The 16210-nt window shown below is 40.1% G+C and carries 15 protein-coding genes; 8 read left to right on the forward strand and 7 right to left on the reverse strand.

The genetic code is table 11. The annotated features are described in order from the left end of the window. Both IQ215_RS11195 and IQ215_RS11200 read left to right on the forward strand, forming a co-directional pair. Window positions 1–1339, forward strand: a 1339-nt coding sequence (locus IQ215_RS11195; RefSeq protein WP_193801405.1) for a YcjF family protein, incomplete at its 5' end; no start/stop codon positions are given. A gap of 105 nt (window positions 1340–1444) precedes the next feature. Continuing rightward, window positions 1445–1729 carry a YggT family protein gene (locus IQ215_RS11200; protein WP_193801410.1) on the forward strand — a complete coding sequence of 95 codons (285 nt, stop codon included), beginning with the start codon at window positions 1445–1447 and terminating at the stop codon, window positions 1727–1729. A gap of 42 nt (window positions 1730–1771) precedes the next feature. Here the strand turns inward: IQ215_RS11200 and IQ215_RS11205 are convergent, their stop codons facing one another. From IQ215_RS11205 to IQ215_RS11215, 3 genes are all read right to left on the reverse strand, one after another. Then, on the reverse strand, window positions 1772–2212 hold the full coding sequence (locus tag IQ215_RS11205) for a hypothetical protein (RefSeq protein WP_193801412.1): 441 nt from the start codon (window positions 2210–2212) through the stop codon (window positions 1772–1774). A gap of 67 nt (window positions 2213–2279) precedes the next feature. Continuing rightward, window positions 2280–2822 carry a GIY-YIG nuclease family protein gene (locus IQ215_RS11210; RefSeq protein ID WP_193801413.1) on the reverse strand — a complete coding sequence of 181 codons (543 nt, stop codon included), beginning with the start codon at window positions 2820–2822 and terminating at the stop codon, window positions 2280–2282. Between the two features lie 77 nt (window positions 2823–2899). Further along, window positions 2900–3262, reverse strand: coding sequence for a hypothetical protein (locus tag IQ215_RS11215; protein ID WP_193801415.1), 363 nt, complete (start codon window positions 3260–3262; stop codon window positions 2900–2902). Between the two features lie 262 nt (window positions 3263–3524). On the opposite strand from IQ215_RS11215, the gene IQ215_RS11220 reads away from it, so the two are divergent. Next, a complete protein-coding gene (locus tag IQ215_RS11220; RefSeq protein ID WP_193801418.1) occupies window positions 3525–4268 on the forward strand; it encodes an RNA methyltransferase in 744 nt (247 codons plus the stop codon). 216 nt (window positions 4269–4484) lie between these two features. Here IQ215_RS11220 and IQ215_RS11225 read toward each other — a convergent pair whose 3' ends face one another. Both IQ215_RS11225 and IQ215_RS11230 read right to left on the reverse strand, forming a co-directional pair. After that, the gene (locus IQ215_RS11225; protein WP_193801420.1) at window positions 4485–5225 is read right to left on the reverse strand and encodes a DUF502 domain-containing protein; all 741 of its coding nucleotides are present in this window, start codon (window positions 5223–5225) and stop codon (window positions 4485–4487) included. 89 nt (window positions 5226–5314) lie between these two features. Then, window positions 5315–6118: an HpsJ family protein gene (locus IQ215_RS11230; RefSeq protein ID WP_193801422.1), complete on the reverse strand. Its 804-nt coding sequence runs from the start codon at window positions 6116–6118 to the stop codon at window positions 5315–5317. A 273-nt stretch (window positions 6119–6391) separates the two neighbouring features. Here IQ215_RS11230 and IQ215_RS11235 point away from each other — a divergent pair, with 273 nt between their 5' ends. From IQ215_RS11235 to IQ215_RS11245, 3 genes are all read left to right on the forward strand, one after another. Beyond that, window positions 6392–6937: a hypothetical protein gene (locus IQ215_RS11235; protein ID WP_193801423.1), complete on the forward strand. Its 546-nt coding sequence runs from the start codon at window positions 6392–6394 to the stop codon at window positions 6935–6937. A gap of 15 nt (window positions 6938–6952) precedes the next feature. Continuing rightward, complete coding sequence (locus tag IQ215_RS11240) at window positions 6953–8776, forward strand: peptidoglycan D,D-transpeptidase FtsI family protein (RefSeq protein ID WP_193801425.1); 1824 nt, start codon at window positions 6953–6955, stop codon at window positions 8774–8776. A 402-nt stretch (window positions 8777–9178) separates the two neighbouring features. Continuing rightward, window positions 9179–10474, forward strand: a complete 1296-nt coding sequence (locus IQ215_RS11245; protein WP_193801426.1) for a homoserine dehydrogenase — start codon at window positions 9179–9181, stop codon at window positions 10472–10474. 283 nt (window positions 10475–10757) lie between these two features. Here IQ215_RS11245 and mnmA read toward each other — a convergent pair whose 3' ends face one another. Together mnmA and IQ215_RS11255 are read right to left on the reverse strand one after the other, a co-directional pair. Next, window positions 10758–11816, reverse strand: a complete 1059-nt coding sequence (mnmA, locus tag IQ215_RS11250; protein WP_193801428.1) for a tRNA 2-thiouridine(34) synthase MnmA — start codon at window positions 11814–11816, stop codon at window positions 10758–10760. A gap of 142 nt (window positions 11817–11958) precedes the next feature. Next, window positions 11959–12849 (reverse strand): glycosyltransferase family 2 protein, encoded by an 891-nt coding sequence (locus IQ215_RS11255; RefSeq protein WP_193801429.1) that lies wholly within the window; start codon window positions 12847–12849, stop codon window positions 11959–11961. Window positions 12850–13016: 167 nt separating this feature from the next. On the opposite strand from IQ215_RS11255, the gene IQ215_RS11260 reads away from it, so the two are divergent. Beyond that, complete coding sequence (locus IQ215_RS11260) at window positions 13017–14606, forward strand: iron uptake porin (protein ID WP_193801430.1); 1590 nt, start codon at window positions 13017–13019, stop codon at window positions 14604–14606. Between the two features lie 204 nt (window positions 14607–14810). Continuing rightward, window positions 14811–16196, forward strand: coding sequence for an NAD(P)/FAD-dependent oxidoreductase (locus IQ215_RS11265; protein ID WP_193801432.1), 1386 nt, complete (start codon window positions 14811–14813; stop codon window positions 16194–16196). The last annotated feature ends 14 nt before the right edge of the window (window positions 16197–16210 follow it).

Raw genomic sequence — 16210 nt, forward strand, 5'->3', positions numbered from 1 at the left:
CTCAGAAACCATCAAAGCCGTCAAAAAACAAGTTGCCCAAATCCAAGATGAAGTTAGCCAAAAGGCTTTATTGGAAAAATCTCAACAACTAGAAGCCGACTTCACCACAGGAAAACTGAAAGTAGCCGTATTCGGCACCGGTAGCGCAGGAAAAACATCCCTTGTAAATGCTTTAATGGGAGAAATGGTAGGGGAAATTCAAGCTAGTATCGGCACTACCACCGAGGGAGTCACCCACTCTCTAAAACTTCCTTCGGCTAACAGAGAAATACTCATCACCGATACCCCAGGCATATTAGAAATGGGCGCCCCGGGGGAAATTCGAGAGCAATTGGCACGGGAGTTAGCCACGGAAGCCGATTTATTGTTATTTGTTTGTGATAATGATTTGAGGGCTTCGGAGTTTAAACCCTTGGAGGCTTTAGCAACCATTGGTAAAAAATCCCTATTGATTTTTAATAAAATTGATTTATATTCGGAAGAAGAGCAGGAAATTATTTTAGGTAATCTTCAACAGAGGGTAGCGAGGTTTATTCCTAGTAATGATGTTATTAAAGCCTGTGCTAACCCTCAACCTGTACAGTTTTCGGCCGATGAAATGATTCGTCCTGATGTGGAAGTAAATGCTGTTATCAAAAGGTTAGCGGCTATCTGTCGGGCAGAGGGGGATGATTTATTAGCGGATAATATTTTATTGCAGTCTCAAAGGTTAGGGGAGGAAGCGAGAAGATTAATTGCCCAACAGCGCACCAGGGAAGCCGATAAAATCATCAGTCGTTATCAATGGATTGGGGCGGGGGTAATTGCCTGTACGCCTGTACCAGTGGTGGATATGTTGGCAGCGGCGGCCGTCAATGCTCAGATGGTGGTAGAAATTGGGCAGGTTTATGGTTGCGAAATTAATAGTGATCGTGGACGAGATTTAGCGGTATCTTTGGGTAAAACCCTCGTTAGTTTGGGGGTGGTTAAGGGCGCTGTGGAATTGGTGGCTAGGGCGCTACAATTAACCCTCGCTACCTATGTGGTGGGGAAGGGAATTCAGGGGGTGAGTGCGGCTTATCTGACTCGCATTGCTGGTAAAAGTTTTGTAGAATATTTTAGCCATGATCAAGATTGGGGTGATGGTGGTATCACAGAAGTAGTACAACGACAGTTTAAACTTAGTCGTAAGGATGAGTTTATTAAGGCTTTTGTCCAAGATGCGATCGCACGGGTAATCGAGCCGATAAAGGATACCCTTGAGGAAAATTTTGATGATGGTTACCAAGAGGAAAGTAATGACGGTTATTTTGACGATGATGGATGGGGCGATGGTGGTAAAAAAGATGATTGGTGGTAATTCAAGCCACAATTTCCCCATGGTTTTTACCCTGTCTGAAAAATTTCAGGTAAGATTGAAAGGGTAAATAAAATATTATGCTAAATACAAAAATTAGAAAAAACTATGTCTAGTGTCAGTTATTTGATTGTGAATACCGTTGTTAATTTTATTCAACTATATCTAGTGTTAATCTTCGTTAGAATCCTCTTAAGTTGGTTTCAGACGGCAGAATGGGCAGGAAAAGTTATCTCCTTTTTAGCACCAATTACCGACCCTTATCTTAATATTTTCCGCTCAATCATACCCCCCTTAGGAGGTATTGATTTTTCAGCGATTTTAGCTATTTTCGTCTTACAACTCATCCCCGGGCTGTTAACTTCCTTAGTGCGCACTGGCGGTGGTTTCTAGTAGGAATTAATTTTATTTTGACCTTTGAGTTTTTCAGTGAGGTTAAAAGGAGGGATAAACTTTACTAGAAAATCCTGTGGCTTTAAACTGCTTTAGTTTGAGGGGGGTAGGTTGATTGGAAGGCACACTAATTCTTAACTCAAACTCATTTACCCCAGGAAGTACTTCTGGTAATGCCCCTAAACGGGTTCGATTTTGTAGGGCTGGTTCGTTATTGGCATCATATACCCTACCAAATACATCGGCATCATAGAGGGTTTTTCCTGATGTGTTGTTGGTTTTTCCCGTGATGAGGTAACAGGTGGCAGGTAAGGCACTCCCCCCGCTAGTGACGCTCCCTTCTCCTACCCCTTCTGGGCAGTCTTTATAACCGATGTCGGTAATTTTTATTTGGATTAAGGCTTCCGCTGGACTAGGGGCGATCGCACTTCCCACTAAACAAAAAATGGTAATGGTGAAAATAATGAAAAGTTTTTTTAACATAAATGTTTTTAAATTAAGGTGAATATCAACTTCATCATAACTCTTGTGGAAAATTAGTATAAAGCCATCAAATTTTCAAATCTAGTAAACCTTCTTCCTTAAGTTTCGGGTTAAAACGCACCTCAAAAGTTACTCCCCGCTTATCTAACTCCTTTTTGATTACTTCTTCATATCTACGGGCTACTTTTTTGAGTAGTTTAATTTTTCCCAATTCATCCAAAGAATTATACTGCTGTATATCTTCCTCGGTCATGGTATTTTTAGCATCAATGGGCTGACTCCATAAATATTCTTCCCCTTCATTTCCTAGAGGAATCGAGCCATTTTCTTCTAACCATCGTTGTTTGATGTCCGTGAGAATACTCCGACTAGGACGGGTAATGAGGTAACATTTTAACCAATAACATCGTTGGGGTTGCCGAATGAGGTGTTGTTTTAAACTCAATAACAAATTACGAGAATAACCTACATATTCTAGTTTTTTACCATTATCAAAAATTGCATATACCCCTATTTTTCCTCCTAATTCATCATTTATATCTCCTTTTTCGTTTAAATAAGGAAGATAATCAAGATCATTTAATGTAACTTTTTCAGGATTAATAGTCATGTTTAAAAATAATAAAAAATCAGTTTTTAGCTTAACAAATTGCCAAACCAAAAACTGATCAATGCCATGGATAAATATTACTTGTTCATTTGAGATGCAATATCCTTAAAGGGTTTAAGACTACCCCCGGGGCGACGACGAGGCGTGGGGACATTATTACTGATATATTTTCCCGCAAAGGTTTCACTTTCTGAGATTACCCCATCACCATTATCAGGATTGGGGGTGCTATAGTTTTTAATGGCTTTTACCCAGTCAGGTTGGTCGTTGGAGGTGTTAGCACTGGGGGCGGGGCTTTTTTGAGCTTGTTTGGGGGTGTTAGAGGCTTCTTTTTCGGAGGATTGAGCTACGGGGGTTTCAGGAGCTTGATCTTTTACTTCTACTTCTAAAAAGTATTTTGGTTGACCTTTTTTTTTCGATAAAATCTTTTTTAATACCATAATTGCGTTAGATATATTTTGTTGAAAATTGATGATTTATGATTGATCTATGGGTGGGTTTATCCACTGGTAAAAATATATCAGAATATGACACAATCTACAATTTGATCATCAGATGATAGTTAGCTCTTAAGGGTTATTACCCTATAAGTAATTATACGCAGATATTGTCTAAAAACCTATTAGCTAATTGACAATAAATCCAAGATAATTGATAATAAACAACGACCATAAAAGGGGTAAATTTAGGAGTAATCTTTTCATGGCTTTTGGGGATGAAGTAAAAATAGTTTTGGTGGAAACCGCAGGGGAGCGTAATATCGGTTCTATTGCAAGGGTGATGAAAAATATGGGTTTAGGCTCTTTGGTGTTGGTGAATCCTCGCTGTGATCATTTGTCTGAAGATGCTACCATTATGGCGGTTCATGCCACGGAGATTTTGAAGGGAGCTTTGGTGGTGGATACCTTGCCAGAGGCTCTTAAGGATTGTCAAAGGGCGATCGCCACTACTGCCCGTCCTCGAGGTATTCCCACTAAATTAGAAACCCCTAGGGAAGCATTACCATGGTTAGTGGAAAAAAATACTTCTTCAGCGTTAATTTTTGGCCCAGAGGATAGGGGGTTAAGTAATCAAGAGTTGAGTTATGCCCAAAGATTTATATGTATTCCCAGTAATCCTGAATATCCCTCCCTTAATCTTGCCCAAGCAGTGGGGGTGTGTGCCTATGAGTTGTATCAGTATTATCACAGTCAAACCATTGAGCCAGAGAGTGAAGAATTAACCCCCGAATTAGCATCCCTGGAGGCGCTCGAAGGGTATTATCAACACCTTGAATCTGTGTTGTTGAAAATCAATTATCTCTATCCTCACACTGCACCTACTAAGATGGAAAAGTTTCGTCGTTTAATTAACCGTAGTAAACTACAACCCCAAGAAGTAGCTATGTTAAGGGGTATTCTTCGTCAAGCAGAATGGGCGATCGCCCATAAACCAGAACAAGAGTAGATTTCAAAGCACCGTCAAACCCCCATAAAAAAACCGACATTACTGCCGGTAAAATCTTTGTTGTCATATAATCTTGAGGAAACCTTTGCAACGATTATCCAAGTCGTCTTTAGATTTCTTTACATACAATTGTAACAAAAAGTACATAATTTGCCAATGTAGTTGTCATCATTTCCTCAAAATGTACGCAATAAACAAAAAAGATTAAGGGAAAAATTACCCCAAATTATTTTCAGGATCAAGACTAACAGAACTTCGAGGACTAGAGATCATATTTTCCTTACTACCATTAGAAGGCATATTCCGAGGCTTATTAACTAGCAAAGACTTATCATCAGGGCTAACAATTCCCCCAGAAATTAAGATTTTAAAAGCATCCTCAATGGAAATAGGGATAGTCTTAACCTCATCCTCCGGGGCGATGACATACCAACCAGAAGTAGGATTAGGGGTAGTAGGTACAAATACACTGAGCATCGTTGTGGGAAAATCTCCCTGAATTACAGTGCTCACCTTTCCTGTGACAAATCCCATTGTCCATAAACCCTTACGAGGATATTCTACCAATACCACTCGCCGAAACTTCGTTTGAGAATCTTGGAATAAGGTTTCCAAAATTTGTTTTAAGGTTTTATACACCGAACCTGCTAGGGGAATAGCCTGAAGAATGCGCTCCCCCACATCGAGCAACCACCTTCCCGCAATATTACGGGCCATCAACCCAATAATGAGAATAAACACCAAAGGGACGGTTAAACCGACCACAAAATTGAGAAAATTGGTCAAAATGGGGTTAAATCCATCAAAAGGGTTGATTTGTTTCGGTACTCTGGTAAGAAATTTAATCGCCCAATTAGCCATGAGATAGCTAAGCCAAATGGTTGTGGCTAAAGGAATAACCACCAATAGACCTGCGATTAAATCATTTTTTAAGTCTTGTTTTATGCGTTCTAACACAAACTACCTACTTATTTTTTGAGGGTTATCATAAATGATGGTATGAATCCATTATTGATCTTCCATTATCTACTCTTGCTCATACAGTGTCAACTAGAGGACTTTTTCGGACTTGCCCCCATAAAACCTTTAATCCCTAACCAACCTAATACGATATAACCCACTGATAACATAAAACTATTTATGCCTGTGCGCAGGGTTTGTCGTAGGGCTTGGGTTTGCGCCCTTTGTTTCTCTTGTCTTTGTAAATCCCTTAATTCGGTTTGTAAACGGGTGCGAGTTTCTTCTAGTCTGGTTTCTAGTTCGCTGGGGGTTTGGGATAATTGTAATAATTCTTGTAATTGATCTCTTTGGGAAGTGATGGCTTGTAATTCTTCGGGGCTTAGTTGTCTTCCTTGAATATTTCCCCCATTATTAATTACCTGGTTTCTTTGTTCAATTTCCCCTTGGATTTGTTGAGGATTACGGGCGATCGCATCTAGCTGTTCAATAAAACCCTGAATCTCATCCTCTTGAGCCGTCGCCCTTTGATCAATTTCTTGGATAAACTGAGCGCTCACACTACTAATATTACTCAAATGGATAGGTACAAGGAGTAAAAAAAGTAACCCCAATAAACTAGAAATAATAAACACAGGTAATCTGACCGCCTTTTGTGGTTGACCTGCATTGGGAATATTATCAGTAATCCACCATCCCAAAATTAATAATACCACCGCCAACAATGGCACTACTCCCCGATCTACCAAAGTATTCGTAAAATTAATTTGCCAGTTTCTGTCCGCAAGTTGAAGGGGAATAGCTAAAAATAAAAAGTCAATTAAAGCCGAGACTAAAATAATAAAGCCCACTAACTTAATTCCGAGTGCAGTAAAAGTTGAAGTAATTTTCATAAAAGTTTACGTAAGTATTTTTTAAATCAGCTAATATTATCATGACAGAGTATCCATCGCCATGGCAGAAAAAGCAAAGATTTACTAACCCTCTCAGAGCCAAAATAACCATGGTTTATACCTAGAGAAAATGACCCAAAATCAGAGTATTTCTTCAAAATATCGATGGAAAAGTAGTTTATGGACTAGGGTAAAAAAAATCATCTAAAAAAAGAACAATCTTTGATATATTTGCTAATATTAGTAAGTTCAATTCTAACCGAGAATAGATGTATGTTAGCTCCTGATAGACCCTCTCCACGGCAACAACTAAGTACAGTACCCCGAAAAAATCCCCTAGGTCACCAAAAAACTCAAGTTTCTGCCCGTAGAAATAATATTGCCAGTGGACAGAGGTTTAAAAACAGGCCTAAATCAGTAGTTAATCCCGTGGTTTTGACACCCCAAAAAGTAACTATTCCCTTTTGGCTCAAATGTTTTAACTTCATTACCCATACATCCACAGGATTATCCATCGCCACTGTCGTCGGTTGTTTCGTGGTTTATGCCATAACCGTGTCCGCCCCAAAGGAATGGACGAAAAGATATAGGAATTTACAAGATTTACAAAAGAGAGAAAGACAACTTACCTTTAATGATGAGGTTTTAAAAAATCAACTTGCCCAAGAAGCAAGGGAAGCTAATTCAGGATTAGTTAGCCCCGATTTAAGTCAACCCCCTATCTTTTTACCTAAAGTAGATGTTGATACCTTAGAAAAAGAACAAACCCCCACTTCTTCCCCTAAAAAGATTGAACCAATTTTCCCCATTGCCTATTAGTCTGATTTATATGGTATGAAATTTTTAAAGCCCACTTTCCTCAATGCCCTAGATTCCTACTCCTTGAGAAAAAAAAATTCTGGCAAAGTTAAGCCTAGAGTTAGAAGAGGTAGTTCTACCGTTACTAAATCTTGGGGAAATATTGCCCGAATTCTCCTCGTATGGTTGGTATTAATGTCAGGTATCATAGCCCTTAGCTATCGTTTATATCATTTACAGATTGTACAAGGCGAAAAATATTTTAATCGGGCTCAAGCTCAACAACAAACTAATCTAAGACCATATGTGCCGAGACGATCTATTATGGATGCTAATGGTAATGTGGTGGCGGCGGATCAGTTAGTTTATGATGTTTATGCCCATCGTATTCTCCTTGGTGAAAGTGTAGAAAATGTGGCAAGGGCTTTGGTGGAGGTAATTCCCAATGGGGATTTGAATGATCTGATTCAAAAAATTAATGGTCAGGAAACAGGGGTATTAATTGCCCGTGGTTTGAGTGAAGGTGAGGCAGATAGAATCGAGGCTCTTGATATTGTTGGGGTTGATTTGGATCAACGCTATGATCGTTATTATCCCCAAGATGATTTATTGGCGGATATTCTTGGCTATGTGGATATGGATCACAATGGTCAGGCGGGGATAGAATATAGCGGTGAGGATTTATTAGAGCGAGATTTATTTTCCCCTGAGGTGCGGAGTATGCTTCGGGTAAGACGTAATGCCCATGGGGCTATTATTCCTGCTAGTTTACCTGAAAAGGCAACGGATTTAGATGATTTGAGTCTTAAGTTAACGGTGGATTTACGTTTGCAAAGGGCTGTGCGCGATCGCCTCAGGGTACAGATGGAGCAGTTTAAGGCAAAAAAAGGAGCGGTGATTGTCTTAGATGCTCAAACGGGGGGGATATTAGCCTTAGCTTGTGAACCGACTTATAATCCTAATCGTTATTTTAACTATGATTTCGCCCTGTTTAAAAATTGGTCTGTTACTGATACCTATGAACCAGGTTCAACCTTTAAACCCATTAACGTGGCGATCGCCCTTGATGAAGGGGTAATTAACCCTAATTCCTACGTTTCCGATCCAGCCCAAGTCACCATCGACGGCTGGCCCATTGCCAATGCTTCCCGTACGGGTTTAGGTACTGTTACCATTACTAAAGCCTTGGATGTATCTAGTAATACTGCCATGATTGATATGATGCGTCGTATTCCCCGAGAGCGATATTTTCAAAGATTAGAGGAGTTAGGTATCAATCGGCCCATGGGCTTAGACTTACCCTTTGAGGGGGTGGGTTTCCTCAAATCTAAACAGGTATTTACTGCCCGAGACATTGAAATGGCAGTTTCTTCCTTCGGTCAAGGTTTATCTTTAACCCCCATGAAATTAGTACAAATTCACGGGGCGATCGCCAATGGCGGTAAATTGATCACCCCCCACGTAGTCGAAGGGTTAGTGGATGCTAACGGAGATATTCAAGTATTGCCCGACATCCAAGAAACTCAAGTTTTTAAAGAAAGTTCCGCCGATGCAGTAGTTAAAATGATGGAATCAGTGGTAGAAAACGGTACAGGGGCAGTGGCTAAAATCGAAAATTACAACATCGGTGGTAAAACGGGTACAGCTCAAAAACATGATGGTCAAGGTCGCTATTCACCCACCGCCAGAATTACCAGTTTTGTCAGTATTTTACCCACGGATAACCCCCGTTACGTGGTACTTGCGGTAATAGATGAACCCCAAGGGGATAGTCTTTTTGGCTCTACCGTAGCCGGCCCCATCGTCAAGGATGTGATCCAATCTTTGATTCGTCTTAAGGGCATTCCCCCTAGTCAGTAAATTGAATTAATATTAAATTTGATGTTTATGCCCCTTGCAATGAATTACAAGGCTAACCGTTTATCATTCAATAAATTGAACTAAGGTTTACTATTATCCACCGTGTAACCATTGATAATAAACAATAATTATCTTTTGTCTGTTACCTATTCCCCGTGGTTGATGAGTGAAGGTTCATCATGGTTATCGAGCAAAGTCGAGATGCCCTGTTCCCCACTCTAATTAATATATTGTTGAAACAGGATTTAGTATTATTGCCTCTATTGCTATAATATGCTTACAATACTCAAGAAAGTGACTCTCCTAGAGCTTAGTTTTTACCTCTAACCTTGAGGAATCAAAAAGCTAAGTTATTGAGGTTGGGCGCAAAGTCAACAGATTATATTGTTAAGGATAGATATTGTGGCGTTTAAAATTGGTTTATTAGGACTAGGTACTGTCGGAACTGGTACTGCAGAAATTATATATAATCCCCAAGGAAGACATCCCCTCCTGAATGACATTACCATTGCCAAAATAGGGGTTAAATCTTTAGAAAAGCAACGAACTATTGATATTCCCCCCGAAGTTCTCACCACAGATTTAGAATCCATTGTCACCGATCCCCATATCGATCTTGTTGTGGAGTTAATTGGTGGCTTAGAACCCGCCCGAACTCTTATTTTAAAGGCGATCGCCTCAGGGAAGCACGTTGTCACCGCTAATAAGGCAGTTATTGCCCGTTATGGTCAAGAAATATTTGAAGCGGCTAAAAAAGCTAAAGTATATGTCTTATTAGAAGCCGCCGTAGGTGGCGGTATTCCCATTGTTGAACCTTTAAAACAATCCTTAGGGGCAAACCGCCTAGAAACCATTATCGGTATTGTTAATGGTACAACTAACTATATCCTCACGGAAATGACAGAGAAAGGCTCAGATTTTGGAGAAGTATTACAAGAAGCCCAAGCCCTTGGTTATGCAGAAGCCGATCCCACCGCTGATGTGGAAGGTTATGATGCCGCCGATAAAATATCCATCCTAGCTTCCCTCGCCTTTGATCGTCAAATTAAAAGAGAGGATGTTTATAGTGAAGGTATTACCTCCATTACTAGCTCCGACATCGATTATGCTGATAAACTAGGTTATGTGATCAAACTATTGGCGATCGCCCAGAAACCAAGGCAAAATCAGGAAAATTTAGAATTAAGAGTACATCCTACCCTCGTGGAAAAATCTCATCCCCTCGCCAACGTTAATGGGGTATTCAACGCTATTCTGGTGGAAGGACAACCCCTCGGACAAGTGATGTTCTATGGACCGGGTGCAGGTTCTGGACCCACCGCTAGCGCTGTTGTTGCTGATATTCTTAATATTGTTGGAGTCTTACAAAGTAACCATGGAGCTAATTCCCTAGATCCCCTCCTCAGTAGCTCCCCCTCAAAAATAGCTCCCATTGCCCCCATCGATGATGTTTCCACCCGTTTTTATGCCCGTTTCCTCTGTGCTGACGTACCTGGGGTAATTGGTCATTTAGGCACTGTTTTTGGTGATTTTGGCGTTAGTCTTGCTTCAGTGGTACAAATTGGTTTTCAAGATAACTTAGCTGAAATTGTCGTAGTTACCCACCAAGTCAAAGAAGGTAGTTTTCACAGTGCGATCAAAAAAATACAAGAGTTAGAGGCCATTAAAAAAATCCCCAGTATGATTAGAGTTTTATAAAAATTTTAACTAATATGAAATCTAAAAAAAATTGCTATAAATAGAACTCGGCTGGGATGTAATTTTAGAGGCTTTATTTGTCGCAAACATTTAAGTATTTCATCTAATTTAACTAAAAAAATTTGAGTAAACGTTGATGGAAAACAACAAAAGAAATATTACTTCAAGATTTTGTTAATTATGTTGTTAATGTTTTTTCATTAATTATCAACTAGCCTACTTTGTATTATTTCGTGCCGTGTAAATTACACGGCTAATTGGTTGTTTTTAATAGATTTAGAGGTTATTCGCTATCCTTCTCGATAATTCCTCCCCCCAAGAGCATATCTCCATGGTATAAAACCGCTGCCTGTCCGGGGGTAATACCAAATTGAGGCTCAGGGAATATTAACCTTACCCTATTATCATCAAGGGGAATTACATTTACTAACTCAGGAGTACTACGATAACGAATTTTTGCTTCGGCTTGAATGGGTGCAGAAGGTTGCGCAATGGATACCCAATTCATCCGTTTAACCGTACATTCTTTTTTTCCTCCTTCATCACGGGTAGCCACTATGACACGATTCATTACCGTGTCTAACTGAACAACGTACAAAGGTTCAGAATAAGCTACTCCTAAGCCCTTTCTCTGCCCAATGGTGTAATGATGAACCCCTTCATGTTCCCCTAAAATATTGCCCTTAAGATCAACTATTTCCCCTTGTTTGGGTTGAATATATTGATCTAAAAAATTTTTCATTGAGCCATGGGCTTCTATCAAACACAAATCTTGACTTTCAGGTTTTTCAGCGGTACTTAAATTAAATTTATTTGCCATCTCCCTGGTTTGGGCTTTAGTTTGATTACCGAGGGGAAATACTAAATGAGCTAATAATTCTTGGGTTAAGTCGTAAAGAAAATAGGATTGATCTTTATTACCGTCAACGGCTTTGAGGAGTTGAAAACGATCGCCCTTACTATCATATTGAATCCTAGCATAATGTCCCGTGGCAATCTTATCAATACCAAGGGTTTCCTTTGCATAAGCTAACATCGGTGGAAACTTTACCGTGCGATTACACTGAGAACAAGGAAGGGGTGTAACACCATCTTCATAACCAGATATTACATAATCAATAATATGGGTTTGAAACAAATCCCGGGTATCCACCACATGATGAGGAATATTCAACTGTTCACATATAGAAGCAGCATCCACCATGCCTTCTGAGCAACATTGTCCCTTACCTTTCATCAACCATAGGGTTAAACCCTCCACATGATAGCCTTGATGGTGCAAGGTTGCCGCCGCAACGGAACTATCTACCCCCCCAGACAAGCCTACAACTACTTTATCCATAATAATTTTAATATAATAATACTTTCTTATAATATAACGCCACTGGTTATGGACATGGGAATATAGCTCACGGTTGATATGATTAGGTTATAGGTGACTGGTTGCAGGTATTCAGGATATGGGGAATAGGGGTGATAATAGTTTAATTATTCAATCTACCTTTAAACTTCATTAATTCATAAAGTTTCACGCCAATTTGATATTCATATTGACTGAGTAAACGTCCATAAATATAACCCGCTTTACCATCAAGAAATCCTAGGCGAATAATATAGAAAAGGACAAAACGTAACAATGGTTTAAAAGGAAGTCTTACCCATATTTTTTTTAAAAAACGTTTTCTTTGAACCGCATCACCAAATAAATTTGCCCCGATGGTGCCTTGTTCATCTTGCCCTGTGAGGAAATTATAATATACCCTAGCTTCCCAATTAGAATAACGATTGTGACGGGCTAACCACTGATATATATCCCTAAAATCAATATGTAACATATCATGGTCTAAATATCCTGCTTTACCGTCAAGAATTACGTGTTCATGAACTTCGTTATCCCCTGTGTTTTTGATGTCCTCGGTGTTCAAATTTTCATAACGCCCTAGTTTGTGTCTGAATAGTCGTAAATTCCAGTCGGGATATTTACCGCCATGTCTAATCCATTTACCTAGGAAAAACACTCTCCTATTCAGATAATATCCTTGATAGGTGTCGTCTTTTATTTTTTCGGCAATTTCTGCCCAAAGTTCGGGGGTAATTCTTTCATCACAATCAACAATTAATACCCAATCATTTTTGAAAGGTAAATTTTCCAATGACCAATTTTTTTTCTTTGGTGATTTGCCATTGTAGTGAAATTGTACGACCTTTGCTCCTTTTGCCTCAGCAATGGCTACGGTGCGATCGCCACTTTGAGAGTCAACCAAAAAAACCTCATCGGCAAGGGCAACGCTATCCATACAAGCCTCAATGTTAAATTCTTCATCCTTAGCCGGAATTAGAACAGAAACGGGGATTTTTTGTTGTTCCACACCCATAAAACAGCCTTATTTGTCTTGATAATTTTCTTCTCACATCTTATCCCAATTTAAATAAAAAACTTTTTTTTTTAGATTTTATTTAAAATAGTTTGCAATAAAATTGGTTTTATACTTATACTTATTGAATAGACTTATCAATAAAGTGTGAAGGAGCTTAAGTTTAAATGTCAAAAATATCATGGAAAAACCTAGGGGCGATCGCCCTTGCATCCTCCCTAACCATTATTATGGGAGAAGAAGCAAAAAGTAACGAAATAATCTTATCAGGAAATAATCAAAATAGTGTTGATTTCTTATCTTCATCAGATAATCAACTAGGACAAGTAACATCAGTAAACCAACTGAGCGACGTATCACCCACCGACTGGGCCTATGAAGCCCTAAGAAGTTTAGTTGAACGTTACGGCTGTATTGTCGGTTATCCCGATCGCACCTTCCGAGGCAACAGAGCCTTGAGCCGTTACGAATTCGCAGCGGGTTTAAACGCCTGTATGCAATCCATTGAAAGATTAATCGGCACTGGTGGCGTTAGCGAAGAAGACATCGCCGCCCTCAGAAGACTAATCAGCGAATTTGAAACCGAACTAGCCGCCCTAGGAGCAAGGGTAGATAACCTAGAAGGTAGAGTTGCATTTCTCGAAGATCATCAATTCTCCACCACCACCAAACTAAGCGGAGAAGTAATCTTCACCCTTGCCAACGCCTTCAACAATAACCCCGATAGTTTCCAAGGTTCAGGGGTAGATAGAGATCAAACCATGTTCGCCAACCGTGTTCGTCTCAACTTTGATACCAGTTTCACAGGCAGAGATCGCCTCCGAGTACGTTTACAAGCAGGAAACTTCGAGCGTTTCGGCAATAGCAATATGTTGCGCTTGGGCCATGATGCTGGTGGAGGTAATAACGTTGAAATTGACGATATATACTATCGTTTCCCTGTCGGTGATAGCATTACAGGGTATGTTGGTACAAGTGCCATGGACATAGACAACATATTTGAGATACATAATCCTTACTTAGAAAGTGGTAGTACAGGTTCATTAACAAGATTTTTACGTAGAGATCCTCTTACTCTGCGAGGACCAGAAGGCGTAGGAGGTGGAGCAAGTATCCAGTTAAGCGATAGCCTTACATTTAACGCCCTTTACCTAGCCACCGATGGTAATAACCCTGAAGATGGTAACGGACTCTTTAACGGTGGTTACAGTGCAGGGGGACAATTAAGTTTTACCCCCTCCGATAACTTTGCCCTCGCCCTTGCCTATTTGAGAACCTATGAACCAGAAAACTCCGTCAATATCGGCAGTAGCACCAGCACCAGCAACACTACCAACCCCTTTGGTGGTCGTCCTACCTCCGCCGACCGTTTTGGAGTACAAGCTAACTTCCGCTTTTCTCCTCGAGTTAACTTAGCTGCCTCTGGGGGTTATGTGTCCGCAGAAAACTTAGATCCTTTTGGCATTATCGGGGTTGACAACACCGCCAGAAGTGATGCTGATTTATGGACATGGGCTGCTAACCTTTCCTTTGTGGATGTAGGAAAAGAAGGCGCCGTCCTTTCCCTGGGTGGTGGTATGCCTCCTCGCTCCGAGTTTGAAAGGGATACTTCCTACATCGTCGAGTTACAATACCGTTATCCTATCAGTCGTAATGTAACTATTACCCCTGGGTTATTTGCCGTATTTAATCCCAACCATGACAGCCGTAATGACACTGTTTATGTGGGTGCTGTGCGTACTACTTTCAAATTCTAAGCTAATGGTTTAAAGATCAATTATGGGGGCGTAGTCAATGATTACGTCTCCTTTTTTTGTCTAATAATAAAAGATTGGGAAAAAACATCCCAAGTTTAAGCAAAAATACTCATCACAGTGTAGAATGTATGATTTAACACCAATAGAATTGAACATATCCGATAACCTGTAAACTAGACACACGAAAAAACCCTAGAAATCATCATGAATAACAACCCCTCAGCAAACAAAACTCCTCACATTGTGATCGTCGGTGGTGGCTTTGCTGGTTTATATGCCGCTAAAGAGTTGGGCAATGCCCCCGTAAAAGTTACCCTAGTGGATAAACGTAATTTTCATTTGTTCCAACCCTTACTCTATCAAGTGGCTACGGGTAGTTTATCCCCTGCCGAAATTTGTTCTCCCTTGCGCCTAGTGGTTGGTAGAAATCCCAATACCCGTGTTGTGTTAGATGAAGTGGTAGATATTGATCCTGACAAAAAACAGGTGATCATGAGAGAGGGTATTTTAGATTATGATAAATTAATTATTGGTACTGGAGTAAGTCATCATTATTTTGGGAATGATCAATGGGAAGAAGAAGCTCCCGGTCTAAAAAGTATTGAAAATGCCCTCGATATTCGTCGCAAAATTTTCCTCGCTTTTGAGGAAGCCGAAAAGGTTTCTTCCCCTGAGGAAAAACAAGAATGGTTAACCTTTGCCATCGTTGGTGGCGGCCCTACGGGAGTTGAATTGGCAGGGGCGATCGCCGAAATTGCCCACAAAATCATCAAAAATGATTTCCAAGAAATTGATACCACCCAAGCAAAAATTCTCCTCATCGAAGGAATGGATCGAGTATTACCCCCCTACTCCCCCGATTTATCCAAAAAAGCCCAAGAATCTTTAGAAGAATTAGGGGTAACAGTGTTAACCCAACGTATGGTAAATAACATTGAAAATAATACCCTAACCATGCGCCATGGAGAAAAAACCGAAGAAATCAAAGCTCGTACTATTCTTTGGGCCGCAGGGGTAAAAGCATCGGGATTAGCTAAAGTTATTGCCGAAAGAACTAACGCCGAAACCGATCGCGCCGGTAGAATTATCGTTGAACCTAATCTCAGTTTACCAGAATGCCCTGATATATATGTAGTGGGAGATTTAGCCCATTTTGCCCACCAAGGAGAAAAACCCCTCCCCGGTATCGCTCCCGTAGCCATGGCACAGGGTAAATACATGGCAAAATCCATTAAGGATGAGATCAAAGGTAAACCTGTCAATGCTTTTCAATATGTGGATAAAGGAAGTTTGGCGGTAATCGGTGATAATCATGCGGTGGTGGATTTAGGATTTGTGAAATTATCTGGCTTGGTGGCTTGGTTGGTTTGGGTATTTGCCCATATCTACTATCTCATTGAGTTTGATAATAAGTTAACGGTAATGCTTCAGTGGGGTTGGAATTATCTTACCCGTGGTAGGGGTGCAAGGTTAATTACTGGGGAAATTACTGAGAAAAATCTTATGACTAAATCTTTTAATAATCCCCATTATTCTTCTACGGAAAATAGCGATGGGAAGATAGAAAAGGAAACTCTCAGGGTTTCTTAGGAAAATATTGGGTG

This window comes from Cyanobacterium stanieri LEGE 03274, from assembly GCF_015207825.1.
Lineage (GTDB): Bacteria > Cyanobacteriota > Cyanobacteriia > Cyanobacteriales > Cyanobacteriaceae > Cyanobacterium > Cyanobacterium stanieri_B.